The organism is Micromonospora sp. NPDC004704, from assembly GCF_053601675.1.
The window spans coordinates 166102-190373 of record NZ_JBSGCD010000004.1 but is presented as its reverse complement, the minus strand read 5'-3'; the positions used below and the strand labels follow the sequence as shown (position 1 = coordinate 190373).

Below are 24272 nucleotides of genomic sequence, written 5' to 3'. Positions count from 1 at the left end.
AGCACCGACAGGGCACCATGGGAGCAGGAGGTGCTACAGATGTCAGTTTTCACGAACCGCCCGGCGCTGCGCTGGGTGGTACCGCTCGCCGCCGCGGCGGTGGTCGTCGGCGGCGGCGCCGCGATCGGCACACTGAGCGCGAACGCCGAGCCGGCCCTGCCGCCGCGCAGCGCCGCCCAGCTTCTGGTCGACCTGCAGACCGCCCAGGTGGAGGGCTTCTCCGGCACGGTGGTGCAGCGGGCCGACCTGGGCCTGCCCGCGCTGCCGGGCCTCGGTGGTTCCGGCAGCGCCGACCTGGCCGCGCTCGCCTCGGGTACGCACACCCTGCGGGTCTGGTACGCCGGCCCCGACAAGACCAGGGTGGCGTTGCTCGGCACCCTCGGTGAGAGCGACTTCATCCGCAACGGCGCCGACGTGTGGAACTGGCGCAGTCAGGGCAACGAGGCCACCCACTACCGGCTGCCCGCCTCGGTGGACACCGACGATTCCGCCCCGACCGGGCTGCCGTCGACTCCCCAGGAGGCGGCCGACCAGGCGTTGGCGGCGATCGATCCGAGCACCCGGGTGACGGTGGGCCGGTCCGCGACCATCGCCGGGCGGGACGCGTACGAGCTGGTGCTCCAGCCTCGGGACGAGGCGTCCCTGGTCGGTCAGGTACGGATCGCCATCGACGCCAAGGAACACCTGCCGCTGAGGTTCGAGCTGTTCGCCGAGGGCACCGAGGAGGCCGCCTTCGAGGTGGCCTTCACCCAGGTCGACTTCAACCGGCCGGGCGACAGCCAGTTCACCTTCAACCCGCCGCCGGGCGCCAAGGTGACCGAGGCCAACGGCGACAAGCGCGCCACGGACAAGCCGCACGGCGCCGGCACCGGCACCGACGCGGACAAGGCGAACGCACCGACCACGGTCGGCAAGGGTTGGACCACCGTGGTGGTCGGCCGGGTGCCGGCCGAGCTGGCCGCGGGGCAACTCCCGGCGGGCGCGCAGGGCGGTGGCCCGCAGTCCTTCGATTCGGCGGACCTGCTGGGCAACCTGCTCGACGCGTTCCCGAAGCAGAGCGGCGACTGGGGCAGCGGTCGGCTGTTCAGCACTCGGCTGGTCAACGTACTGCTTCTGGACGACGGCCGGGTACTGGCCGGTGCGGTCACCCCGCAACGGCTGTACGAGGTGGCCGGGGGCCTGCGCTGACCGGACCGCCAAACTGATCGGAGCATCCGCCGGTCGGTGTCGCCCACGGGCGATGCCGGCCGGCGGAACTCGTCAGTGGTCGAACCAACGGCGGGCCGGAGCGGGAGGGCTCCGGCGGCGGAGTCGATAATGGTTTCGGCGATCAGCCGGAACGCGGCACCGACCGATAGGACCATGGTCGGAGTACGTGTTACCGCGCTATGTTCGTCATTCGAACACGAAAAAAGAACGGCAAAAGAATGCCGTTCTCAATGCATCTTAGCTAATGGGGAGAAGGTTTGTCAAGGTACTCCGAAACCTCGGATGACCAGCACGCCGACGAGATCGGCCACGAGCAGGATTACGTCTCCATGCTCTACGGCCGCCTCGACCGGCTGCGCGACCGGGCCGCACAACGCCTGGCCGGACAGCTGCGCAGCGTCGGCGGCACGCAGCAGGCCCGCTCCCAACGGGACAGCACCATCGCCATGTACGCCGAACAGGTCGAGCAGTACGGCGCGGTGGAGGATGGTCTCTGCTTCGGGCGGCTCGACGTCGACGAGGGTCCGCCGCGCTACATCGGCCGGATCGGCGTCTTCGACGAGGACGGCGGGTACGAGCCACTCCTGATCGACTGGCGGGCACCGGTCGCCCGGTCGTTCTACCTCGCCACCGCCGCCTCACCGGACGGGGTACGGCGGCGCCGGCACATCCGTACCCGGTTCCGGAAGGTGACCGGGATCAACGACGAGGTGCTCGACCTCGCCGCAGCCCGGAAGACCGAGCACGAGGGGCTGACCGGTGAGGCCGCCCTGCTGGCCGCCGTCAACGCCAGCCGCACGGGCAGGATGGGCGACATCGTCCAGACCATCCAGGCCGAGCAGGACCGGGTGATCCGGGCCGACCTGGCCGGGGTGCTGGTCGTGCAGGGTGGACCGGGCACCGGCAAGACCGCCGTGGCGCTGCACCGGGCGGCGTACCTGCTCTACACGCACCGGCAGCAGCTCTCCACCCGTGGCGTGCTGGTGGTCGGCCCGAACGCCACCTTCCTGCGGTACATCTCGCAGGTCCTGCCGACGCTGGCCGAGACCGGCGTGCTCCTGCGTACGGTGGGCGAGCTCTTCCCCGGCGTCACCGCGACCCGGGCCGAGTCACCGGTCGTGGCCGAGATCAAGGGTCGGCCGGTGATGACCGAGCTGCTCGCCGCCGCGATCCGTGACCGGCAGGAGGCGCCCGAGGACGGCATGGACGTGGTGGTCGAGCGGGACACCCTGCGCCTGGACCGGCAGACCGTGCTCGCGGCACGGGAGCGGGCCCGGCGTTCCGGCCGCCCACACAACCTGGCCCAGCCGCTCTTCGACCTCGAGATCATCCACGCGCTGGCCCACCAGGTCGCCGAGCGGATCGGGGCCGACCCGCTCGGCGGGGACAACCTCCTCGAAGAGGCCGACCTCGCCGAGATCCGGCGCGAGCTGCGCGAGGAATCCGGGGTGCAGGACGCGCTGGCCCAACTCTGGCCGGTGCTCACCCCGCAGCAGCTCCTGTCCGACCTGCTCGGGTCCGCCGAACGGATCGCCACCGCCGGGGCGGACCTGATCGGGGCCGGGCTGACCGGTGCGGAGCTGGACCTGCTGCACCGGGACCCGACCGGCGGGTTCACCCCGGCCGACGTGCCGCTGCTGGACGAGTGCGCCGAGCTGCTCGGCGAGGACGACCGGTCCGCGCAGGCGCTGGTCGAGCGGGAACGCCAGCAACTGATCGAGTACGCCGAGGGTGCGCTCGAGATCGCCCTCGGCTCCCGGTCGATCGACACCGAGGACGAGGCGGAGGGCGGCGAGATCCTCGGCGTGACGGACCTGCTCGGCGCGGACCGGCTGGCCGAGCGACAGGAGACCGGTGACCGGCTCACCACCGCCCAGCGGGCCGCGGCCGACCGGAAGTGGGCCTTCGGGCACATCATCGTCGACGAAGCTCAGGAACTCTCCCCGATGGCCTGGCGGCTGCTCATGCGCCGCTGCCCGAGCCGTTCGATGACGGTGGTCGGGGACGTGGCCCAGACCGGCGCCCTGGGCGGCGCCGCCTCGTGGCGGCAGGCGCTGGGGCCGTACGTGGCGGACCGGTGGCGGATCCGGGAACTGAGCGTCAGCTACCGCACCCCGGCCGAGATCATGGCGGTCGCCGGCCGGGTCCTGGCCGAGATCGACCCGACCCTGGAGCCGCCCCGGGCGGTACGCAGCACCGGCGTACCGCCGTGGGACGTCCGGGTGGAGCCCACCGACCTGGCCGCTCGCCTGGTCGAGTGCACCCTCGCCGAGGCGGGTGCGGTCGACGACGGCCGGCTCGGCGTGATCGTGCCCGAGGGCCTGGCCGCCGAACTGGGCCGGGTCATCACGGACGCGGTGCCGGAGGCGGCCATCGGCGAGCACCCCGAGCTGGAGAGCCGGGTGGTGGTGCTGACCGTTCCCCAGGCCAAGGGCCTGGAGTTCGACTCCGTACTGGTGGTGGAGCCGGACCGGATCGTGGCCGAGTCACCGCGCGGGTTCAGCGACCTCTACGTCGCGCTCACCCGCGCCACCCAGCGGCTCGGTGTACTGCGCACCACCGGGGCAGGTCTCACCGGTCGGTGAAGTTCCCCACCTGACTGCCGTCGCTCGACTGGTCGCTGGTCGAACCGCCGGCCGGGGTACTCATCCCGCCGGTGGTCGCGTCACCGGTGGTGGTCGGTGCCACCTTGCCCTTGCCCCGTGGCGGGCCGGTCCGGCGAACACTCGCCGGGCCGGCGGTGCCGCCGGTGGTGGTCACCATGCCCCGTGGTGTCCGGGTCGGGCCACCATCGCGCCAGACGCCGGTATCCGCCTTCGCGTCCGCCGGGTCGTCGACGTCCCGTGACTGAGCCTCCCGCCGTTCGTCGCCCGGCAGGGTCACCTCGTCCGTAGCGGCTGGCCCGTACTCGCCCCGACCGACCCGATCCTCGGCCCGTCGGGTCGATTGTCGTTTCTCGTCGTCTCCGCGCACGTTCACACCACCTCAATGGGAAGCCATCCGTACCGGTTGCCTGCCCGTGCGGCGGCCCGCTAAACGGTTCCCGACCCGCCCCTGAGCTGGGACGAAGCCAATCGGAGTCGGCCGTTTGCCGGAAAGTGCGCCGGGTAGCCAGGTGGTGCCGCCCTCACCTCGGGCCGATCGGTTCGTGGCCGAGGGAGCGTTCGGAAAGCCTCATCGAATCCTGAGGAGGAAAAGATGAGTACGCAGACTCCGTCCAGGTCGCAACGACCGATGTCGGACCAGCCCACGATGAACCGGCCCATGTCGGACCAGCAGCACATGCAGGGGTACGACATGGACATGTCGGATCGGCACGCCGGTTACGACCAGCCTGTGGGGCGACGTGGTGGCAAGCCGGGTAGCGAGACCAAGCCCGCCTTCCTCACCACCGAGTTCTACGTCTTTCTGGCAGCCGTCGGTGGCGTGATCGCCGCCTCGGTAATCATCGGCAACGACAACGCGGGCCTCGATGTGTTCCGCGCTGACCGGGCCTGGTTCTTCATCGCCCTGCTGAGCATCGGTTACATGCTCAGCCGGGGTATCGCGAAGGCCGGCAGCTCGTGGCGTCGCGGTGGCAACCGCTAACCACGAGGGCGCCTTCGGGCGTGACCGGAAACGGTCCACTCCCTGAGCATCACGGTGCCGCGGTCGTCAGGTTCTCCCTGGCGACCGCGGCATCCGCACGTCTACTTCTCGAACCGGCTCCGGCTGCCCGAAGCGGCACCGACTACTCCTCGAAGTCGCCGCCACCGTCGTCGCCGCCGAACGCGTCCTCCAGCATCTCGCCCGCGAGCAGGCCGCCGCCGAAGCCGAGCGCGGCACCGGCGACAGCGCCGCCCATCCCGCCGTGACCACCGCGACCGCCGTGGTAGCCGTGGCCGCCCTGCTTGGCCCGACTGCCGTAACCGGAGATCGTCTCGTTCAGCCAGGCGTCGACCTGACGGGTCCAGTCGACCGCCTCGGCACCGGCATGCTGTACGGAGTAGCGGCCGAAGCTGTCGTGGCCACCGGTGAAGAACCCGCCCCGCTTGTCACACTCGATGATCACGTCGACGCTGTACTGGTTGGTCACGAAGGTGAGCTCGACCTCGCGTACGACGTGCGCGTACTGCGGGGCGGCGAAGAACTCGATCTCCTGGTAGAACGGGAGCGTCTGCTGGACCCCACGGATGTGACCGCGTTCCAGGTCGGCACCCTTGAACCGGAACCCGAGCTGGTTGAACGCCCCGAGGATCCGCTCGTGCACCGGCAGGGGGTGCACCGACACCTGGTCGAGGTCACCCTTGTCCACCGCGCGGGCGATCGCCAGCTCGGTCCGGAGTCCCATGGTCATGCCGTGCAGGCGCTGACCGTAGACGTCGGTGATCGGGGTCTCCCACGGCACCGGGAGCTGGAACGGGATGCTGAGCTGCTGACCGGCGGCGAGTTGGAGCGCCCCGGTGACCGGCAGCCGGTGGAACTCCATCGTGCCGGCGTACTCGTTGTCGCCGGACTCCATCTCGACCCGGGTGACCAGGGCGAGGCTGATGTGTTCGATATTGGCCGCGGCGTCCCCACCGCGGAGGTTGACCTGGCCGTCGAGCACCAGACCGGGCCGGGTGTTCGGGTTGGACAACACCGTGTCCACGCTCGGACCACCAACACCGAGGGCGCTTAACATCTTCTTGAAGACCATGGGCTTTGACACCATCCACCGTGGATCGACGTACGACGTACTACACGGTAGTTGTCGTCCCTGTGAGATCGCTGAGAGCAGCCGGATCGTCACCTGTACGTGTCCGGACGTGAAAATCCGTCATCGAAGGACCGGCCTGGCACCGGGCCGCACCGGCGTCGGACGCGCGTGGTCAGCCGAGCGTGAGGTCGACGGTGGCGGTCTGGCCGACGGTCACCGTGGCGGTCTGCGGCGCGGCGTGGCCGGAGACGGCCGCGCCGGCCGTGGGCTGGGCCCGGAACTCGTACCGGCCGGGTTCGAGGGTCCAGTGGAAGACGCCCTTGTCATCGCTGACCACCACCAGTTCGGGAATCGCCCTGGCCGGGTCGTCCAGCGACTTCGGGGCGACCGCGACACCGGCGACGGGTGAGCCGTCGGCGGCGAGGACGCGGCCAGTGACCGTACCCCGGTTGGTGGCGCGGCCGGAGTCGGCCGCCGGGTCGGACGCGGAGAGCGGTGAGTCGCCACCCGGCCCGCCAGCCGAGCCGGGCGCGTTGCCGGGTTGGGCGCAGGCCGAGAGTACGGCGACCGCGAAGACCGCCGAGACGAGTACGCGAGCATGAGTTGACCGCATTGGTAGCTCCTTATGATGATCTGAACCATATGACGTACGCGCGGCCACTCCGGTTCCGTCGCGATGACAGTCAGTGAGCGAACAGCCGGATGGGCCGGAGGATGGTTCCCCCGGCCCACCCATCTGATCGGTCAGGCAGCCTTCCAGGCCTGCAGGTTGTTGAACCGCGCCTCGGTGATGCGGGTTCCGTGGTTGTACGTGTTGTGCGGGTACCCGATGTGTGGGAACCCGTACGCGTGGATCCCCATCGAGCAGTAGCCGGTGCACCACGAGCTGCCCGCCGCCCGGAGCTGGTAGATCGGGCTGCCGCTCATGCCACCGGTGGTGTCGTTGCTGTAGAAGATCTGGTTCGCCTGGCTCACCGCGACCGTGCGGGCCACCGAGTCGCCCCGCCACTGCTGGCCGAAGGGCTTCTCACCCGGGTAGCCGTTGATCAGGGTGCTGGCACCGGCGAGACTCGCCGCCTGCCACCAGTACCCGAACCAGCCGGTGCTGTAGCCGATGGTGCAGTTGAGCTTGATCGCACCGTAGTCGTACGCCTCGTCGCCGCTGACCGTCCAGCCGGTGACCGAGTAGAGCTGACGCACCGAGCACGATCCGTACGGCGCCGAGGCACCGTTGCGGGCCGGCCAGATGGTGAGCTGTCCGGTGTACCACGAACCGCCGCTGCCGCCGGTGTGTACGCAGTGCCCGGCGGTGGCCACGATGTCGGGGCCGTACAACCAGCCGGTGCAGTGCGCGCCACCGCTCCGCGTGATCATGACGACGGCACGGGCCGGGAACGACGTGGTCGGGTTGATCCGGATCCGGTTGTCCGGACCGAAGATCGACTCCGTACCGAGGGCGGTGGTCGAGGAGCCACTCGGCGCGGTCAGGTTCGCGCCGACCATCTTGCCGGTGCCGGCGAAGCCGGAAACGCCGCCGATCGCGGCCCGGCTCGGCACCGACATACGCGAACCGTCGCTGGCCACCGGTGTGTCGGGACGGACCGAGGCCCGTTCCGCGCTCGCCGGGGCGGTGGCGACGGTCAGACCGGTGGCCATGATGGTCACGATGACCGTCATCCCGCGCACCCAGGTTCGACCGAGCCCTTTTCTTGTGTTCATTCGGGAACTCCCTTTCCCTCACGTACCCGGCTCTAATGAGCACGGCGATATTCGGCCCCGGACCACACGGGCCCGGCCGGATATTCGAACTGATAACGGCGATGATCCGCGGCAGACGCCTGCGGGCCATGCCGAATGCCGGTCGTCAACCGGTTGCCGGTTCAGGCTCCCCGGACAATCTCGACTCGGCACCCCCTTGCGGTGGGCCACTACTCCCACCTGCTGATATCGCTCACTGTAGAGCGACGATTACAGAGAAGGAAGGGAGCCGCGACGGCTTTACCGGGATATACCGTGTCAGATCCGCGACAAGGAGTTAAATCCCATCGGTACGGTAGAAGTCGCTCTGCCGCCCGGAATTCGACGAGAGGTGATCATTCACGTTCGCTCCCCCACTGAGCTGCGCGTACCACGCCGGGCGCAGATCCCGGCGGGACCCGCCGTACGGGTCACCGGGCCGAATGGGGAGAGCACCGAACCGGGTCGTGCCCATTCCGCCGCGCCCGTATCCGATGCAATGAACACGACAACACGCAACCCAATTATCGTCGCCTTTCGGGTGGGTCCGAGGAATGCGCCCACCCGTCCCCCAGTGCAGCGATTGCCGGTATGCGAAGGCGACGATCGCCCATACCCGCAAAGAGCCGGGAACCCGACGGAAAGGCCGGTGGCCGGACCCGGGAATGGGTCCGGCCACCGGTGACGGGACCCCGGTCCACCGATCGGTCCCGATGTCGCGCCACCCGAACGGGTCAGCGCTGGTGCAGGTGGGTCAACTCGCCGTACAGCGCAGGGTCGGCACGCTGTTGATGCCGTTCCACGTACCGATGAAGCCGAAGCTCGTCCCGGCACCCGCGCCGAGGCTGCCGTTGTAGCCCACGTTCCGCGCGGTCACCGCCGAACCGCTGCTGGTGACCGTGGCGTTCCAGGACTGGCTGACGGTCTGCCCGTTGCCGAAGGTCCAGTTCACCGTCCAGCCGCTGATCGCCGCACCGCCGGCGGTCACCCGTACGTCGCCCTGGAAACCGCCCTGCCACTGTCCCGTGACCGTGTACGTCGCGGTGCAGGTACGCGTACCCGCGGGCGGGGTGGTCACCGGCGGGGTGGTCGGCGGGGTGGTCGGCGGGCGGGTCGTGGGCGGAGTGGTCGGGGGCGTGGTCGGCGGGCGGGTGGTGGGCGTGGTCGGCGGGGTGGTCGGGTTGCCGCTGTAGACGCTCGCCTCGCGGGAGGTCTGCCGGATCCCGTTCGCGCCGTTGAAGATCCGCTGCCCCCATGAGGTCAGGCTGTTGGCGTCGAAGTTCGTGACCATGTCCAGGTATTCGACGCCGCCTCCGTTCCCGCTCCATGACCAGCCGATGTACCCGATCCCGTTGGCCTGGGTGTAGGACATGATCGTGTCCTCGTCCGGGTTGCCGTCGGAGTGGTTGTGGCCGAACTCGCCGACCACGATCGGCAGGTTGGCGCTGCGGAACCGGCCGAGATAGTCGGTGATCTCGGCGGCGGTGTCGAAGACGCCGTACATGTGGACGCTGAAGACCGTGTTGCGGTCCGGGTCGCTGTTGAACACCGACTGCGCGTTGTCGCGCATGATGAACTGCCAGTCCTGACCCCAGTGCGGGGCATCCACCATGATCGTGTGATCGAACCCGGCGTTGCGCAGCCGGGTGATCGCGTTGCGGGTCGCCGTCGGCCAGGTCGCGCTGACGCTGGCGTTGTTGCCGAACGGCTCGTTGCCGATGTTCAGGATGACGTAGCGCTCCTGGCCGGCGAGCGCACTCTGGATGCTGATCCAGTAGCTGACCGCCTGGTCGAGGGTGATCGCCGCACCCTCCTCGCCGTACCCGGTGGTGTCGTGCACCTCCAGTACGCAGATCAGCCGGTTCTGCTTGCAGGTGTTGATCACGCTGGAGACGTCGCTGGCGGTGTTCTGCGTCCAGCGGGCGCCGGAACTCAGCACCACCCGTACGGTGTTCGCGCCGAGCGCCTTGATGCTGGCGAATGAACCGGTTTGGCTGGGGTACCAGGTGTGCGCGTGGCTGACCCCGCGCATCACGAACGGATTGCCGTTGGCGTCGAGCAACTGTCCGCCGCTGACCGTGAAGCCGGCGGCGGCGTGCGCCGGCTGGATGAACGCGAGTACGGAGACGAGGACAGCGAGCAGCGCCGCAACGGCGACGGAGACACGTGTTTTCATGGCCTACCTCAGGAAGAGCCCCGAAACGGGGAGGGGACGTGAGGGTTCGGCAACTGCTGCCCGGCAGCTGCCACCCGGCTTCCTGCGGCGCACGGATCAGAGTAGGGCCATGTATCGATGAACGCAACCGGTTAAGTTGAGGGGGTCCCGTCGTCGCCTCGGCGACAACCGGACCCCCTCCACTGCCGACGTCACCAGGTGGTGGGCTTGCCCGGGGTGTAGATCCAGGTCTGGAAGAAGGCGTTCAGCCGTTGACCGGAGATCCGCTCGGCCAGCCGGACGAAGTCGGCGGTGCCGACCGTGCCGTCACGGTTCGCCGCGTACCAGGTGCGGAGGAGGGCGAAGAAGGCCCGGTCGCCGATCTTCTCCCGCAGCGCCTGGAGCGTCATCGCGCCCTTGGTGTAGACCGAACCGGCGAACAGGTTGTCCGCGCCCGGGTCGCCCGGCGGCGGGTTCCAGATCCCGGAGGTGTCCGGACGGGCGTAGTACGTGTCGAACCGGGCCGCCGCCGTGGTGCCGCCGGTGTGCTCGGTCCAGAGCCACTCCGCGTACGTGGCGAAGCCCTCGTTGAGCCAGATCTCCTGCCAGCGCTCGGGGCTCACGCTGTTGCCGAACCACTGGTGGGCCAGCTCGTGTGCGACCGTACCCTCGGACGGCGGGCCGGAGTAGATCGGCCGGGTCTGGGTCTCCAGGGCGTACCCGGCGTCCTCGTCGTCGTCGACGATCGCACCGAACGAGGTGAACGGGTAACGCCCGAACAGCTCGTTGAAGTACGCGATCATCTCCGGCGTACGCGCCAGGCCGGCCGCGGCGTCCGGTCCCAGGTCCCGGTCGATCGCGTCGATGATCGGCAGCCCCTTGGGGCCGGTGCTGCGCCGCAGCTCGTAGTCGCCGACCGCGGCGGTGGAGAGGTAACTCGCCATCTGGTCGGTGGCCCGCCAGGTGAAGGTGGTCCACCCGCCCCTGGTCCGCTGGCTGACCAACTCGCCGTTGGCCACCGCCGTCTTGCCCTCCGGCACGGTGATCCGGAAGTCGTAACTGGCCTTGTCGGTGGGGTGGTCGTTGACCGGGTACCAGGTCGACGCCCCCTCCGGCTCGTTGGCGACGAAGGCGCCGTCCGGGGTGGAGACCCAACCGTAGAGCGCGCCCTCGTTGTCGGTCGGCTGGCCGGTCGTACCGTCGTAACGGATCACGACCGTGAACCGCTCGCCGGAGGAGAGGCCGTGCCGGGGTGAGATCCGCAGTTCCTGACCGTCCCGGTCGAAGCGCGCCGACCTCCCGTCGACGGTGACCGAGCGGACGTCGAATCCGCGCAGGTCAAGGTTGAACCGGTCGAGCCGGTCGGTGGCCCGTGCCTCGATCGTCGCCACCCCGGAGAACGCCCGGGTGGCCGGCTGGTACCGGATCTCGAGTCCATAGTGTCGTACGTCGTAACCGCCGTTGCCGGCGAGCGGGAAGTAGCCGTCCCCGGCCCCGGGTGCGCCGACCCTGCTCCTGCCGGCACTGGCCGGCACGCCCGTGACGGTGAGGGTGAGGGTCGCCGCTGCGACGACCGCCGTGATCCGTCGAATCATGTGCATAGCGCGTCACGCTAGTGCCGGTGTTCCGGCCGGGGAAGACACCGGGCCGGACGGTACGGACGTAAGCCGTTGCGCGATCGGCGGACCCGGGCGTCCGGGCGGCCCGACGGTCGCCCGTCCAACCCGCCCGGACGCCGTCATCCCCACCACAGGATGTCGCGCCAGCCGGACTCTTAACCGGTTAAGCCAGGTACGCTACCCGCCACACCGAAAGATAGTCAAGCTCATCACTATCTCGTCGTTCCGTCGTCTCTTCGGTCGATCCGGTGCCGGCCTCCGCCCCGGCCCGGTCCCCGGTCAATCCGATTCCGGTCCCGGCCCCGATCCGGCGTCCAGTCGATCCGATCCCGGTGCCGGCCCCCGCCCCGGCCCGGCCCGGTAGAGGTCGCGCAGCAGTGCGATCTCCGCTCCGTGGTGGAGCATCTCGCGGTTGATGTGCAGCACGAGCGCGGCGAGCGGGTACTCGGCGAACGGTCCCTCGGCGGGACCGCACGGCCGGGCCAGACCCTCCTCGCCCAACCCCCGCACCCCGTCCACCCAGCGGCCGTACGCCTCGTCGAGTTGCTGGAGCGCCTCCTTTGCCGTGCCCGCGTACGCGAACGAGTCGTAGCCCACCTGAGGGCCCCCGAAATGCGAGGCGGTACGGGTGCCGAGCACGCTCGCGATCACGTGCCCCAGTCGCCAGGCGATCGTGGTGACCGGGGCCGGGTCGGGCTCGGGATAGGCGAAGTCGAGGAGATGCTCGCCCGTGCCGAACGCCTGCGCCGTACGGCTCTCGCCTCGTCGACGGACACTCCAGCAACCGGCCACCGGCTCCCAGAGATATTCGAGGTCGCTGAGGCCGTCGAGCCGGGGCCGGAGCTGGTTGCGCCAGTGCCAGTCGAGCTGGTCCAGCAGTTCGCGGTTCCAGTCGATGTTCATGGCCACAGATTACGGACTGAGCTGGACATTCACGTCCCGCCGGCCCCCGACACCGGGGCGATTCGGGCCCGACGACGACTCACGCCCGCTTGCGGAAACCCAGTGCGACGAAGACCTGTCGGGTGGTCACCTTCACCGGACCGAACACGTCCTCACGGACCCACCGGAGCGCCGGCAGGACCCCTCCCGACCACACCCGACCGACCGCTCGCCCGACCGGTACGGCGGTGTGCCGCCACAGCCAGCGCACCGCGAGCCCGATCGGACGCAGCAGGAACCGGTACAGGGCCCGCACCACCGCCCCGCACAGCCACCAGCCGAACCCCATCCCGGCCCGGAGCAGCCGTCCCAGGTAGAGCACGACCAGCCCGACCGGGCGCAGCATGCGGGCGAGTTGACCCGCCGACCAACGCAGCGCACGACCGACCGGGACCACACCGTGGCGCCACAACCAGCGCACCGCCAGCCCGAACGGACGCAGCAGGAACCGGTACAGGGCCCGCACCACCACCCCGCACAGCCACCAGCCGAACCGGGCACCGGATGCCACCACCCGGCCGATCCACACCACGGCCGCCCCGAGCAGGCGCAGCACGGCGGCGAGCCGGGCCAGCAACCAGCCGGCGGCCGCCGCGAGCATCCGTACGACCGCCCGGGTGGGCGGGGCGAGGAGTCGGTGCAACCAGGTCAGCGGCACCAGGACCAGGTAACGGACGAGCCAGGTCAGCGGCAACCACAGCAGGTAGCGCGCCACCCAGACCAGCGGCAGCCACACCAGGTGCCGGGCCGCCCAGGCGAGCCCCCGCGCGGCCCAGAGCAACGGCAGCCAGACCAGCTGGCGGGCGGCCCAGCCCAGGCCGCGAGCGGCCCAGACCAGGGGCAGCCAGACCAGGTGTCGGGCCGCCCAGACCAGTGGGCGCCAGAGCAGCCGGTCGACGGCCCGCCCCACGGGACGGATCAGGTAACGGTCCAGCAGCCGGCCGGTCAGCCGGACCGCCTCCCAGAGCAGGCCCAGCGGCACGATCACGAGCGCGGCGAGCACGCGTACCGGTAGTTGGATCCACCTGGGCACGTCCGGCTCGAGCGGCGGGGCCGCCGGCCGGATCCCGCCGTCCACCTCTGGCCCGATCACCTGGTCGACAGTAGTGTCCGGGGACCACCGGCCGGTCCCCGGACCGATGCGGTCAGGCCGGCGCCGGCGCCGGGTCCGGAATCTGGCCGGCTCGGGCGATCACGTGATCGATCATCCCGTACGACTTCGCCTGCTCGGCCGTGAACCAGCGGTCCCGGTCGGAGTCACGGGTGATCTCCTCGACCGTACGGCCGGTGTGTCGGGCCAGCAGCTCGTGCGTGGTCTTCTTGACGTGGAGCATGTTCTCCGCCTGGATGGCGATGTCGGCGGCGGTGCCACCGATGCCGCCGGAGAGCTGGTGCATCATCACCTGCGCGTGCGGCAGCGCGTAGCGTTTACCCGCCGTGCCGGCACAGAGCAGGAACTGCGCCATCGAACCGGCCAGCCCCAGGGCGATCGTGGCGACGTCGTTCGGGACGAACTGCATCGTGTCGTAGACCGCCATGCCGGCGCTGATCGAGCCGCCCGGCGAGTTGATGTAGAGCTTGATGTCCCGCCCCGGATCAGCGGCCGACAGCAGCAGTATCTGCGCGCTGATCCGGTTCGCGGAGTCGTCGTCGACCTCAGTACCGAGGAAGATGATCCGTTCCTGCAGCAACCGGTCGTAGACCTGATCGCCGAACGAGGCCTGCGCCTCGGCGCGCATCCACACCCTGTGCCCGTTCATAGATCCCGCCTCCTGCCCGGCCGGCGGGCGAGGTGCTCGCCCGGATAACCGACTCGTGCAGCCTCCCCCGGCGGCGCGGGCGCAGGGAACGGTTTCTGCTGTCGGGAGATCCGCTGACAGCGCAAGAGACGTCGCCTGCCCGGCCGGCACGCGGCGGACCGACCGGGCGGGCGGGCTCGATCCGGGACAGATCATCGCGTACCTGTTCGAGCAGGTCGGCGAGGTGCAGCCCGAGGGCGCGGCAGATCGCGGCCAGCACCTCGGAGGAGGGCTCCTTGCGGCCCCGCTCGACCTCGGAGAGGTACGGCACCGAGACGCCCGCCATCCGGGCGACGTCGCGCAGGGTCCGTCCCTGGCGCAGCCGTACCCGGCGCAGCACCGAGCCGATCAGGCGGCGCAGCAGCGGGGGCGGTGTGGGACCGGTGGCGGCCGGCGAGGGCCCGACCGTGGCCGCGACGCGGCTGGCCGGGACCCGCGCCACCCGGGGCGGGGCCGGGCCGGTGCTGGCGGACGGGACGGTCTGCTCCGGGCCGATCCTCATGCCGCCACTCTATCCAGCACGGCGGGTTCCGGCTTGCTCGCCGGGTCGTCCTGTTCGAGGTCCGCGTTCGGGCGTACCACCAGGTAGAGCAGGCCGACCCAGAGCACGGTGAGCAGGATGGCACCGGCGAAGTCGCTCGGGTGGTGCATGCCCCGGTAGATCCGGGAGAGCGCGACGCCGAGCGGCATCACCACCGCGGCGACCACGGTCAGCCAGCGCCACCACCGGTCCGTACGCGGCATCACGAGTATCGCGATCGCCGCGTAGAGACACATGGTGGCGGCGATGTGCCCGGACGGGAACGACGCGGTCGGCATCGGGCCGTCGAGGTTCTCCACCGCCGGACGGGGCCGGTCGACCGCCCGGGCGGTGGTCAGGAAGAGCGACAGTTCCCCGAACATGGTCAGCACGACGAACAGCACCGGTCGCCAGCGACGCCAGACGGCGAGGATCAGCGGACAGAAGATCAACGAGACGAGGAGGATGGCGTGCGTGTCCCCGGCCTTGCTCCAGCCGTAGCTGACCGAGTCGAGAGTGGCCGTACGGTGCTCCTCGAACCAGCGCGGCACCTCGGTGTCCAGCCACGCCACGAACGTGCCGTCGGCGTAGTAGCTGACCAGCATGCCGAAGCCGTACAGGGCGGCGAACACCAGCACCCACCCGGTCACCAGCTCGGCGGAGCCGGCCCAGGGGTGCGGCAGCATCCGTTCCTCGGCGGGCGCCGGCCGCAGGTCCTGCCGGGCCTCCGGCTCCAGCCCCTCGGTGAGCTCCGGGACCGGGCGGCCCCGCTCGCGCCGCCAGAGCCGGAAGGCGTACCCGGTGACGACCAGCCAGGCCAGCCCGAGCAGCCAACCACCGAGTACGTCGGTGACGAAGTGCACGCCGAGCGCGATCCGGGTCAGCCCGATGGCGAACACCAGTACGGCCACGAACGCGATCGCCGGGCGCCGCCACCGGGGCCGGATGGCCGGCAGGAACACCAGCAGCAGGGCCCCGTACGCGACCAGCGAACCGAGCGCGTGTCCGCTGGGGAAGCTGTTGCCCACTCCCGCCGCCACCGGTACGTCGACCACCGGCCGCAGGCGCCCGACCAGTGCCTTGAGCGACGGGTCCAGGGCCAGCGCACCGGCCCCGGTGACCAGGAGGTAGCCGGCCAACCGGCCCTGCCGGCGGATCAGCAGCCCGACCACCGCGACCGTGACCAGCCAGACCATGATCGGTCGACCGCCCAGGTCGGTGATCGCCCGGAGCACCGTGACCAGCGGGCCGTGCGCGGAGACCAGCTCGTTGAACCAGGCCGCCACCCCACCGTCGATCCGGCGCAACGGTCCCCACTCGACCCGGACCAGGGTCAGCAGCAGGGCGAATCCCGCCCCGGTGCCGACGATGAACACGAGGCCGGCCAGGCTCCGTTCGGTAAACTGGCCACCCGGTCGCCGCAGTATGTCCTTGACCGCGCTCACACCCGCACCTCCTCGATGCCTGGCGTGCCGATACCCGATGGGGTCGCGCGGTACACCCGGGACTCAGGGTGAATGCGGCGCCGGATCGGTGTGGTCGTCCACGGTGGCGTCGTGCTCGCCCGTACGCGCGACCGGCACGGTCGGGTCCGTACGGGGCTGCCAGCGGTCCGGCTCGGCCGGCTCCGGCACCCCGATCCGCAGTGCCTCCAGTTGGGCGCTGAAGGCCAGGCCGCCGAGGAGCGCGATCCCGGTGAGGTTGGCCCAGAGCAGCAGCGCCATCATCCCGGCGAGCGCGCCGTACGTCTCCCCGAACCCGTCGCTGAGACTCACGTACGTGGCCAGCAGGACGCTCGCCAGCCACCAGAGGGCGGTGGCGAGCGTGGCGCCGAACAGCAGCCAGGACACGCTCGGCTGGTGGCGGCGCGGGGCGTACCGGAACAGCACCGCCACGGCGAGCACGGTCAGGCCGAGGCTCAACGGCCAGCGGAGCACGTTCCAGGTCGTGTGCGCGACCTCGCCCCAGGCGTAGTAGCGCTGCACCGAGTCGCCGAGCGGTCCGCCGCCGACCAGGATGAGGAACCCGAACAGCGCCGGTACGCCGGCACCGAGCGCCAGCAGGACCGCACGGAAGTACTTGCGGAGCGCGGGCCGGTCCCGCTCCACCCCGTAGATCCGGTTCGCGCCCCGCTCGACCTGCGCCATCGTGGTGGTCAGGGCGAACAGGCCGGTGATCAGTCCGAGGGCCAGGGCGAGTTCGCCGGCGTCCTCGGTCCGCTCGGTGTCGACCAGCAACTCCTCGACCATGGCGTCGCTCTGGCCGGGCGTGAGGGCGACCACGGTGTCGGCGACCACCCGCCCGCCGTCCTCCACCCCGAGGTCGCTGATCAGGCCGGTGAGCGCGATCAGGAACGGGACCACCGCCAGGCAGAGTTGCAGGGCGGTGGCCCGGGAGTGGCTGAAGCCGTCGCCGTACCGGAACCGGATGAACGCGTCCCGGAGCAGGTGCCAGCCGCCGTACCGGCGCAGGGTGTGCCAGGCGTCGTCGGCGGAGAGCTGGTCGTCCGCCATCAGCCGGGTCTCCGGGACGATGCGGGTGCTACTCACCGTGGACTCGTTCCACCCGGCGCGCCCCCCGCTCGGTCACCGAATCGGCGTCCACCGCCAGGTCCGGCGCCTCGGCCGGTCGCGGTACGCACAACCAGAGCGCCTTGGGCCGGATGTGCGCCCGCAGCGCCTTGTCGGGTGTGATCAGGTCGCCGTCGAGCTGTCTCGGTTGCGGGCGGTTGCTGGTGATCTGCACCCGTTGGCAGCGGAAGACCTCCATCCGGGGTACCCGCTTGTGCCGGTTGATCACTCCCCAGAGCAGTTGGGCCCACTGCCCGATCGTGCGCGGGGTGAGGATGGCGACGTCGAGGTAGCCGTCGTCGGGTTCGGCGTCGGCCAGCAGGCGTACGCCGCCCTGGAGGCGCCCGACGTTGGCCACGAGCACGGTCCGTGCCCGGCGGCGCAGCGGTGGCTTGTTGTCGATCCGGATGGACACCCGCATCGGCCGGTCGCGCAGGTGGCGTACGGCCCCGACCAGGTACGCCGGCCAGCCGATCCGGGCCTTGGTCGTCTCGGAGGTGGCGGCGAGCATCTGCGCGTCGAAGCCCATTCCGGCCATCACGGTGAAGACCTGGTTGTCGACCACGCCGACGTCGAGCAGCCGGCGGCCCCGCTCGATCGCCACCTCGATGCCGGCGGCCACGTCGCCGGAGAGCCCGAGGTTCGCGGCGAGCAGGTTGCCGGTGCCCACCGGCAGCACCGCCATCGCGACTTCGGTGCCGACCAGCGCGTTCACGCAGGACAGGATGGTGCCGTCGCCACCGCAGACGAAGACCACCTCGACCCCGGCCTCGATCGCCCGCTGGGCCTGTCCCCGGCCGGGGTCCTCCACCGTGGTCTCGTACCAGAGCGGTTCGGGCCAGCCGGCGTCGGCGAGCGCGCCGGTGACGGTGGTGCGCAACTCTGCGGCGTCGACCTTGGTCGGGTTCACCACGACTGCGGAGCGTAGGCCGCCATCACTGCTGGTATCGCTTCGCTGGCTCACGGGCGTCAGTGTGCAGGAAGTCGCGAAGCCGAGCGACCCGGCGGGCCGTGACGTACCCCGCATCGATATGACGTTGGCGAACGGGCCGGCGTGGGTACGCCGGCCCGTTCGTGGTCTTGCCGCTGCTTAGCCGAGCACGAGGCTCAGCCCGTACGCGGAGAGGATCTCCCGGACCGGCTGGAAGTAGGTCGTGCCGCCGCTGGAGCAGTTGCCCGAGCCACCGGAGGTGACGCCCTGGGCCTGGTTGCCGCTGAGCCACGAGCCGCCCGAGTCACCCGGCTCGGCGCAGGCGTTGGTACGGGTCAGGCCGCCGACCGAACCCTGCGAGTAGCGCACGGTCTGGTTCTTCGCCTGGACGGTGCCGCAGCGCCACCCGGTGGTGGAGCCCGACCGGCAGATGGAGGCGCCGACGGCCGACTCGGTCGAGCCGCGTACGGCGACGGTGGTGCTGCCGCTGTACCGGTTCACCACACCGCGCGGGACCCAGTTGGAGTTGGTCCGGATGAACGAGTAGTCGTTGCCGGGGAACGAGGAGCCGGCGAAGCTGCCCGCGGCGACCCGGTTCGAACCCTGGACGGCCTGTCCGGTGGTGCCGCAGTGTCCGGCCGAGACGAAGCCGCCGTTCACCGAGAAGCCGATCGAGCAGCGCCCGCCGCCGATGTAGTACGCGTCCCCGCCCCGGATGTCGTAGAGCGTCTTCGGGGCCTCGGCCGCGACGGCGATCCGGACCGAGCCGGCCGGCGCACCGCTGGTGGCGGCGAAGCTGCTGGCGGCCGCGAGACCGTCCGCGGTGGCCTCGACGACCACGGTGTTGCTGGTGACGTCGACGTACCAGCCGGTGACGGCCTTCGGCGCGGCGTTGCCCTTCGCGTCGAGGGTGTCCTTGATCGCCGTCAGGGCCGACTCGCTGCGGGCGACGACCTTCGGCTGCGCACCGGCGGCGCGTACCCGCTCGGCGGACGCGGCGTCGGTGACCGCGACGACAACCTGGCTGCCCTCGGCGAGCCAGGCGCCGCCGAAGCTGCCGCCGAGGGTGCCGCGCAGCGACTCCTCGGCCTTGGCGGCCCGGTCGTCAGCGGCGAGCCGCGCCTGCACCTGCCCGGCGGTGAGGCCGAGGTCGCGCTGCATGGCGCTGAGGATCTCCGCGGAGACGGCCGGCGCCGCCTCGCTGGTGGGCTTGGCCGAGGCCGCTTGCGGCAGCGTGGCCAGCATGCCGGCCGCGAGCAGGATTGCCGCTGCGACAGACGAGGATCTGTGCTGCATTGACGGTCCCTTCGATTGGGGGTATCAGGAACGCTGCGCACGCTCCGGCCGGATCCCGGTCCGGTGCGGCAACGCGCCGTCAGTGCGCCTCACGCTAGCCCCAATCGATTGATGCAAATACATATCCTCTATGTCATACCTTGCAGTCGGTAGGCCGTCGACCGTCACATCCGGGCCGGTCCGCGCCGGGCCCGGCAGGGACCGGCGCCGGCACGTCGGGCGTACGTCAGGCAGCCGCGCCGAGGGAGTGGATCACGCGGCGGCGCAGCTCGGCGAGGTCCAGTCGGGCCCGGGTGAGGATCATCGCGGCCAGCCCCTCCCCCTCGCGCAGCAGGCCGAGCAGGATGTGTTCGGGGCCGATGGTGTCGTGCCGCAGGCGCAACGACTCGCGCAGCGCCAGCTCCATCACCTTGGCCGCCCGAGGGGAGAGCCGGGTCGCCGGCCGGCGCCCGCCGAACAGCCGCCTTCGCCCGGGCGGCAGCGGTGCTTCCAGCGCCCCCTCACCGAACGTCCCCTCGACACTGGCCCGGACCGCGTCCAGGTCGATGCCGATCGAGCGCAACGCCTCGGCGTCACTCTCACCGAGTTCCCGCCGCTGCATGCCGGCGACCTCCGCCCGTACCCGGTCGGGGTCGACCCCGGCGTCGCGCAGCAGCGCGGCCACCGGCCCGTTGTTGTCGTCCAGCAGGCCGAGCAGCAGGTGCTCGGTGCCGACGAAGTCGTGCCGCAGCCGGCGCCGCTCGGCCTGCGCGGCGACCACGACCTGCCGGGACTGTGCGGTTAACCGGTGCCACATCAGGACTCTCCCCGGGTCGGTGCCGGCGCTCGGCCGGCGTGCTTCTTGTGGACTCCCTGCCGACTGATCTCGAGGGCGTCGGCGATCTCCTGCCAGGACCAACCCTGGCGCCGGGCGTTGTCGACCTGGACGATCTCCAGTCGTTCCAGCAGCCGGCGGAGGGCGAGCACCGCCCGCAACCCGACCCGGGGGTCGGTACTGCCGGCCGCCGCCGCGAGATCCGTTGCCTGACTCATGGTGTCAACCTAGGTTGACACCATGACGTTGTCAACCCCGGTTGACGCAACCGGCCCCGGCACCGCTGTGGTCGTTTCCGGCGCGAGGGACCGGGAGCGGTCCCGTCGAGACAGCGGAAGACCCCGCTAGGCAAGGTCGTCAAGAACCGGGTGCATCTCGACGTCCGGGTCGGCACCGGGCTCGTGGGCGAGGAACGCCTGGCCGCACTCGAGGCCGAGTGCGCACGACTGATCCCGCTCGGCGCGGTACGCGTACGACTGCTGACCGCCGACGGCGACAACGAGTCGTGCCTCGTGATGCAGGACGTCGAGGGCAACGAGTGCTGCCTCGACTGAGCCGCCGCACCCTCGACCGAGTCGCCGCGCCCGACCTACCGAACCCGGTCCGCCGGCTCGGAGCCGCCACTACTGTCAGTACCGGAGACAGACGCTGCGAGCCAGCCCGCCACCCGGTGCCGGCGACCGGCCCGGAGGTGACGACGATGAGCCTGCCCGCGAACGCGCCGGTCGTGGTCGGGGTGGACGACTCCGTACAGGGGATGACGGCGGTGCGGCTGGCCGCCCACGAGGCTGCGGCACACCAACGGACGTTACGGATCGTGCACGCCTTCAACTGGGTGGCCGACCCGTCGACGCCGCTCGAGGGAGAGCTTCGCGGGCCCGCCGACCGGCTCCTCAACGAGGCCGCCCGCGCCGCGACGGAGGCCGAGCCCGAACTCCGGCTCTCCTGCGCGCTGATCGAGGGACCGGCGCTCACCACCCTGCTGCGGGAGTCGGGCAGCGCCGCGATGATGGTCCTGGGCGACGGGGGGCTCTCCGGCCAGACCGCCGTACCGATCGACGCACTGTCGGTGCAGGTCGCCGCCCGCGCCGGATGCAGTGTGCTGGTCGTACGCGAGAGTTCCCCACCACCGGGGCCGGTGCTGGTCGGCATCGACTGCGGCGCCGGTACGACAAACGCCCTCGGCTTCGCGTTCGACTCCGCCTCCTGGCGCGACACCGAACTGATCGCACTGCGGATCTGGGAGGCGGACGACCCGTCGGAGGAGCCGGACCCGTCGGTGGCCGAGGAACTCGACGGGGCGCTGGAACCCTGGCGGCAGAAGTACCCGGACGTACGGGTCGTCCCCCGGGTCCGCAGCGGGGACTCGAAGCAGATCCTGCTCGGCGAGTCGCACGCGGCCGAGGTCGTGGTGGTGAGCATGCGCGGGGAACAACCCTCGCGCAGCATGCTCGGGGCGCTCAGCCAGACCCTGCTCTACCACTCCCCCGCCCCGGTGGTCATCGTCCGGACCGCCCACGAGCTGTACGTGCAGGCCTGAGCGTCCCCGCTCGGGGGACATCCACCGATCCGGCTGCGCGAGGACCCGGCAGGCGGCAGGCTCAGACCGATGGACACCGCGCTGGATCCGCACGCCCCGCTCACCGACGACGAGCTGCGTCGGCTGAACGCGTACTGGCGGGCGGCGAACTACCTGACCGTTGGCCAGATCTACCTGATGACCAACCCGCTGCTGCGGGAGCCGCTGACCCCGGACCAGATCAAGCCCCGGCTGCTCGGCCACTGGGGCACCAGCCCCGGACTGAACCTGATCTACGCGCACCTGAACCGGACCATCGTCCGGCGCCGACTGCCGATGATCTTCGTGACCGGGCCGGGACACGGCGGCCCGGCGGTCGTGGCGAACACCTGGCTGGAGGGGACGTACAGCGAGCGGTACCCGTCGGTGGACCGGGACGAGGCCGGGATGGAACGGCTGTTCCGCCAGTTCTCCTTCCCCGGCGGCATCCCCAGCCACGTCTCCGCCGAGGTGCCGGGCTCGATCCACGAGGGCGGCGAACTCGGCTACTCCCTGATGCACAGCTACGGCGCCGCGTTCGACAATCCCGACCTGATAGTGGCCTGCGTGATCGGCGACGGCGAGGCGGAGACCGGGCCGCTCGCCGGGAGCTGGCTGTCGAACGTCTTCCTCAACCCGGCCAGGGACGGGGCCGTACTGCCGATCCTGCACCTCAACGGGTACAAGATCGGCAACCCGGCGATCCTCGACCGGATCCCCCAGCAGGACCTGCTCTCCGTGCTGCACGGTTACGGCTACCGCCCGTACGTGGTGGCCGGTGACGATCCGGACCGGGTGCACCGGGAACTCGCCGGGACCCTGGACCGGGCCCTGGACGAGATCGCCACCATCCAGGGCCGGGCCAGGAGCACCGGCGTGGTCGAACGTCCCCGCTGGCCGATGATCGTGCTCCGTACGCCCAAGGGTTGGACCGGGCCGCGCGAGGTCGACGGACGCCGGGTCGAGGGGACCTTCCGCGCCCACCAGGTCCCGCTGGCCGGGGTACGGGACAACCCGGAGCACCTGGCCCAATTGGAGCGGTGGCTGCGCGGCTACCGCCCCGAGGAGCTGTTCGACGCCACCGGTTCACCCGTACCCGAGGTGTGCGCCCTGGTGCCCGAGGGCGACCTGCGGATGAGCGCGAACCCGCGTACCAATGGCGGCGAGGTGCTGCGCGACCTGGTCCTGCCCGACTACCGCGAGTACGGCGTGGCCGTGCCGGAGCCCGGCGCCACCGCGGCCGGCGCGACCACCCCGACCGGGCGGTGGCTGCGCGACGTGATCGTGGCCAACCCGGACCGGTTCCGCCTCTTCGGCCCGGACGAGGTGGCCTCCAACAAGCTGGACGCGGTCTTCGAGGTCACCGACCGGGTTTTCGTCGCCGACCGGGAGCCCGGCGACGACCACCTCTCCCCCGACGGGCGGGTGATGGAGGTGCTCTCCGAACACCTCTGCGAGGGCTGGCTGGAGGGTTACCTGCTCACCGGCCGGCACGGCGTCTTCACCAGCTACGAGGCGTTCATCCACATCGTCGACTCGATGGTGAACCAGCACGCGAAGTGGCTCAAGACGACCAGTGACATCCCCTGGCGCCGGCCGCTGGCATCGCTGAACTACCTGCTCTCCAGCCATGTCTGGCGGCAGGACCACAACGGCTTCTCGCACCAGGATCCGGGGTTCATCGACCACGTGGTGAACAAGAAGGCCGAGGTGGTCCGGGTCTACCTGCCCCCGGACGCGAACACCCTGCTGTCCATCATGGACCACTGCCTGCGCAGCCGGCACTACATCAACGTGGTGGTCGCCGGGAAGCAGCCCAGCCCGAACTGGCTGTCGATGGACGAGGCGGTCCTGCACTGCCAACGCGGGCTGGGGATCTGGGGCTGGGCCAGCACCGACGAGGGGTCCGAGCCGGACGTGGTGCTGGCCTGCGCCGGTGACGTACCGACCCTGGAGACGCTGGCCGCCGCCGACCTGCTCCGGCGGCACCTGCCCGACCTGCGGGTACGGGTGGTGAACGTGGTCGACCTGATGCGCCTGCAGTCCGAGGTCGCCCATCCGCACGGCCTGCCCGACGCCCAGTTCGACACCATCTTCACCCGGAACAAGCCGGTGATCTTCGCGTACCACGGTTATCCGGCGCTGATCCACCGGCTGACCTACCGCCGGGCGAACCACGACAACCTGCACGTACGCGGCTATCAGGAGGAGGGGACCACCACCACGCCGTTCGACATGGTGATGCTCAACCAGCTCGACCGGTTCCACCTGGTGGTCGACGTGATCGACCGGGTACCCGGCCTCTCCGCCCGAGCGGCGCACCTGCGCCAGTCCATGATCGACGCCCGGCAGGAGTGCCGGGACTACACCCGCCGCTACGGCGAGGACGCCCCACGGGTGGCCGAGTGGCGCTGGATCGGCACCCGCGGTTGACCCCGGCACCG

21 protein-coding genes and 1 pseudogene are annotated in these 24272 nt (G+C 70.7%); 6 read left to right on the top strand and 16 right to left on the bottom strand.

Going from position 1 to position 24272, the window contains the following annotated elements; genetic code table 11:
* The first annotated feature begins 39 nt into the window (after positions 1-39).
* Complete coding sequence (locus tag ACWEFB_RS07165; protein WP_452283087.1) at positions 40-1188, top strand: LolA family protein; 1149 nt, start codon at positions 40-42, stop codon at positions 1186-1188.
* Between the two features lie 350 nt (positions 1189-1538).
* Entirely contained in the window at positions 1539-3794 is a 2256-nt protein-coding gene (locus ACWEFB_RS07160; protein WP_452283454.1) for a HelD family protein, read from the top strand.
* Here ACWEFB_RS07160 and ACWEFB_RS07155 read toward each other — a convergent pair.
* Positions 3781-4182 (bottom strand): hypothetical protein, encoded by a 402-nt coding sequence (locus tag ACWEFB_RS07155; RefSeq protein WP_452283085.1) that lies wholly within the window; start codon positions 4180-4182, stop codon positions 3781-3783. The two genes, ACWEFB_RS07160 and ACWEFB_RS07155, sit on opposite strands and share 14 nt — an antisense overlap.
* Before the next feature lie 225 nt (positions 4183-4407).
* Here ACWEFB_RS07155 and ACWEFB_RS07150 point away from each other — a divergent pair, with 225 nt between their 5' ends.
* Positions 4408-4797, top strand: a complete 390-nt coding sequence (locus tag ACWEFB_RS07150) for a hypothetical protein (protein WP_452283083.1) — start codon at positions 4408-4410, stop codon at positions 4795-4797.
* A gap of 142 nt (positions 4798-4939) precedes the next feature.
* On the opposite strand, the gene ACWEFB_RS07145 is transcribed toward ACWEFB_RS07150, so the two are convergent.
* The 15 genes from ACWEFB_RS07145 to ACWEFB_RS07075 all read right to left on the bottom strand — a co-directional run bounded on the left by ACWEFB_RS07145 (position 4940) and on the right by ACWEFB_RS07075 (position 20488).
* A complete protein-coding gene (locus tag ACWEFB_RS07145) occupies positions 4940-5887 on the bottom strand; it encodes a sporulation protein (protein WP_452283081.1) in 948 nt (315 codons plus the stop codon).
* A 172-nt stretch (positions 5888-6059) separates the two neighbouring features.
* Positions 6060-6500, bottom strand: coding sequence for a carboxypeptidase-like regulatory domain-containing protein (locus ACWEFB_RS07140; protein ID WP_452283079.1), 441 nt, complete (start codon positions 6498-6500; stop codon positions 6060-6062).
* Positions 6501-6631: 131 nt separating this feature from the next.
* Positions 6632-7606 carry a trypsin-like serine peptidase gene (locus ACWEFB_RS07135; RefSeq protein ID WP_452283077.1) on the bottom strand — a complete coding sequence of 325 codons (975 nt, stop codon included), beginning with the start codon at positions 7604-7606 and terminating at the stop codon, positions 6632-6634.
* 772 nt (positions 7607-8378) lie between these two features.
* Positions 8379-9800 carry a cellulase family glycosylhydrolase gene (locus ACWEFB_RS07130; protein ID WP_452283075.1) on the bottom strand — a complete coding sequence of 474 codons (1422 nt, stop codon included), beginning with the start codon at positions 9798-9800 and terminating at the stop codon, positions 8379-8381.
* 191 nt (positions 9801-9991) lie between these two features.
* Positions 9992-11380, bottom strand: coding sequence for a M1 family metallopeptidase (locus tag ACWEFB_RS07125; RefSeq protein WP_452283073.1), 1389 nt, complete (start codon positions 11378-11380; stop codon positions 9992-9994).
* Between the two features lie 297 nt (positions 11381-11677).
* Entirely contained in the window at positions 11678-12301 is a 624-nt protein-coding gene (locus tag ACWEFB_RS07120) for a DinB family protein (protein ID WP_452283071.1), read from the bottom strand.
* A gap of 79 nt (positions 12302-12380) precedes the next feature.
* Positions 12381-13433, bottom strand: coding sequence for a hypothetical protein (locus tag ACWEFB_RS07115; RefSeq protein ID WP_452283069.1), 1053 nt, complete (start codon positions 13431-13433; stop codon positions 12381-12383).
* Positions 13434-13485: 52 nt separating this feature from the next.
* Positions 13486-14079, bottom strand: coding sequence for an ATP-dependent Clp protease proteolytic subunit (locus ACWEFB_RS07110; protein ID WP_452283067.1), 594 nt, complete (start codon positions 14077-14079; stop codon positions 13486-13488).
* The gene (locus ACWEFB_RS07105; RefSeq protein ID WP_452283065.1) at positions 13997-14641 is read right to left on the bottom strand and encodes a helix-turn-helix domain-containing protein; all 645 of its coding nucleotides are present in this window, start codon (positions 14639-14641) and stop codon (positions 13997-13999) included. Before ACWEFB_RS07105 ends, ACWEFB_RS07110 begins: the two co-directional genes overlap by 83 nt.
* Positions 14638-16104 (bottom strand): phosphatase PAP2 family protein, encoded by a 1467-nt coding sequence (locus ACWEFB_RS07100; protein WP_452283063.1) that lies wholly within the window; start codon positions 16102-16104, stop codon positions 14638-14640. Before ACWEFB_RS07100 ends, ACWEFB_RS07105 begins: the two co-directional genes overlap by 4 nt.
* Positions 16105-16167: 63 nt before the next feature.
* A complete protein-coding gene (locus ACWEFB_RS07095; RefSeq protein WP_452283061.1) occupies positions 16168-17208 on the bottom strand; it encodes a YihY/virulence factor BrkB family protein in 1041 nt (346 codons plus the stop codon).
* Entirely contained in the window at positions 17201-18142 is a 942-nt protein-coding gene (locus ACWEFB_RS07090) for a diacylglycerol/lipid kinase family protein (RefSeq protein ID WP_452283059.1), read from the bottom strand. The genes ACWEFB_RS07095 and ACWEFB_RS07090 overlap by 8 nt, the downstream gene beginning before the upstream one ends.
* A gap of 177 nt (positions 18143-18319) precedes the next feature.
* Positions 18320-19456, bottom strand: coding sequence for a S1 family peptidase (locus ACWEFB_RS07085; protein ID WP_452283057.1), 1137 nt, complete (start codon positions 19454-19456; stop codon positions 18320-18322).
* A gap of 226 nt (positions 19457-19682) precedes the next feature.
* The gene (locus ACWEFB_RS07080) at positions 19683-20252 is read right to left on the bottom strand and encodes a Clp protease N-terminal domain-containing protein (RefSeq protein WP_452283055.1); all 570 of its coding nucleotides are present in this window, start codon (positions 20250-20252) and stop codon (positions 19683-19685) included.
* A complete protein-coding gene (locus tag ACWEFB_RS07075) occupies positions 20252-20488 on the bottom strand; it encodes a helix-turn-helix domain-containing protein (RefSeq protein ID WP_452283053.1) in 237 nt (78 codons plus the stop codon). The genes ACWEFB_RS07080 and ACWEFB_RS07075 overlap by 1 nt, the downstream gene beginning before the upstream one ends.
* A gap of 114 nt (positions 20489-20602) precedes the next feature.
* Here ACWEFB_RS07075 and ACWEFB_RS07070 point away from each other — a divergent pair.
* The 3 genes and pseudogenes from ACWEFB_RS07070 to ACWEFB_RS07060 form a co-directional block, all read left to right on the top strand.
* Positions 20603-20824, top strand: a pseudogene (locus ACWEFB_RS07070) (VOC family protein); the annotation flags it as partial.
* Between the two features lie 146 nt (positions 20825-20970).
* The gene (locus ACWEFB_RS07065) at positions 20971-21810 is read left to right on the top strand and encodes a universal stress protein (RefSeq protein WP_452283051.1); all 840 of its coding nucleotides are present in this window, start codon (positions 20971-20973) and stop codon (positions 21808-21810) included.
* 69 nt (positions 21811-21879) lie between these two features.
* Positions 21880-24261, top strand: coding sequence for a phosphoketolase family protein (locus ACWEFB_RS07060; protein WP_452283049.1), 2382 nt, complete (start codon positions 21880-21882; stop codon positions 24259-24261).
* The last annotated feature ends 11 nt before the right edge of the window (positions 24262-24272 follow it).

Coding starts and splice junctions, on each gene's coding strand:
- ACWEFB_RS07165 (WP_452283087.1), top strand. CDS start 40: ATGTCAGTTTTCACGAACCGCCCGGCGCTGCGCTGGGTGGTACCGCTC.
- ACWEFB_RS07160 (WP_452283454.1), top strand. CDS start 1,539: ATGCTCTACGGCCGCCTCGACCGGCTGCGCGACCGGGCCGCACAACGC.
- ACWEFB_RS07150 (WP_452283083.1), top strand. CDS start 4,408: ATGAGTACGCAGACTCCGTCCAGGTCGCAACGACCGATGTCGGACCAG.
- ACWEFB_RS07145 (WP_452283081.1), bottom strand. CDS start 5,887: ATGGTCTTCAAGAAGATGTTAAGCGCCCTCGGTGTTGGTGGTCCGAGC.
- ACWEFB_RS07140 (WP_452283079.1), bottom strand. CDS start 6,500: ATGCGGTCAACTCATGCTCGCGTACTCGTCTCGGCGGTCTTCGCGGTC.
- ACWEFB_RS07135 (WP_452283077.1), bottom strand. CDS start 7,606: ATGAACACAAGAAAAGGGCTCGGTCGAACCTGGGTGCGCGGGATGACG.
- ACWEFB_RS07130 (WP_452283075.1), bottom strand. CDS start 9,800: ATGAAAACACGTGTCTCCGTCGCCGTTGCGGCGCTGCTCGCTGTCCTC.
- ACWEFB_RS07125 (WP_452283073.1), bottom strand. CDS start 11,380: ATGCACATGATTCGACGGATCACGGCGGTCGTCGCAGCGGCGACCCTC.
- ACWEFB_RS07120 (WP_452283071.1), bottom strand. CDS start 12,301: ATGAACATCGACTGGAACCGCGAACTGCTGGACCAGCTCGACTGGCAC.
- ACWEFB_RS07110 (WP_452283067.1), bottom strand. CDS start 14,079: ATGCGCGCCGAGGCGCAGGCCTCGTTCGGCGATCAGGTCTACGACCGG.
- ACWEFB_RS07105 (WP_452283065.1), bottom strand. CDS start 14,641: ATGAGGATCGGCCCGGAGCAGACCGTCCCGTCCGCCAGCACCGGCCCG.
- ACWEFB_RS07085 (WP_452283057.1), bottom strand. CDS start 19,456: ATGCAGCACAGATCCTCGTCTGTCGCAGCGGCAATCCTGCTCGCGGCC.
- ACWEFB_RS07080 (WP_452283055.1), bottom strand. CDS start 20,252: ATGTGGCACCGGTTAACCGCACAGTCCCGGCAGGTCGTGGTCGCCGCG.
- ACWEFB_RS07075 (WP_452283053.1), bottom strand. CDS start 20,488: ATGAGTCAGGCAACGGATCTCGCGGCGGCGGCCGGCAGTACCGACCCC.
- ACWEFB_RS07065 (WP_452283051.1), top strand. CDS start 20,971: ATGAGCCTGCCCGCGAACGCGCCGGTCGTGGTCGGGGTGGACGACTCC.
- ACWEFB_RS07060 (WP_452283049.1), top strand. CDS start 21,880: ATGGACACCGCGCTGGATCCGCACGCCCCGCTCACCGACGACGAGCTG.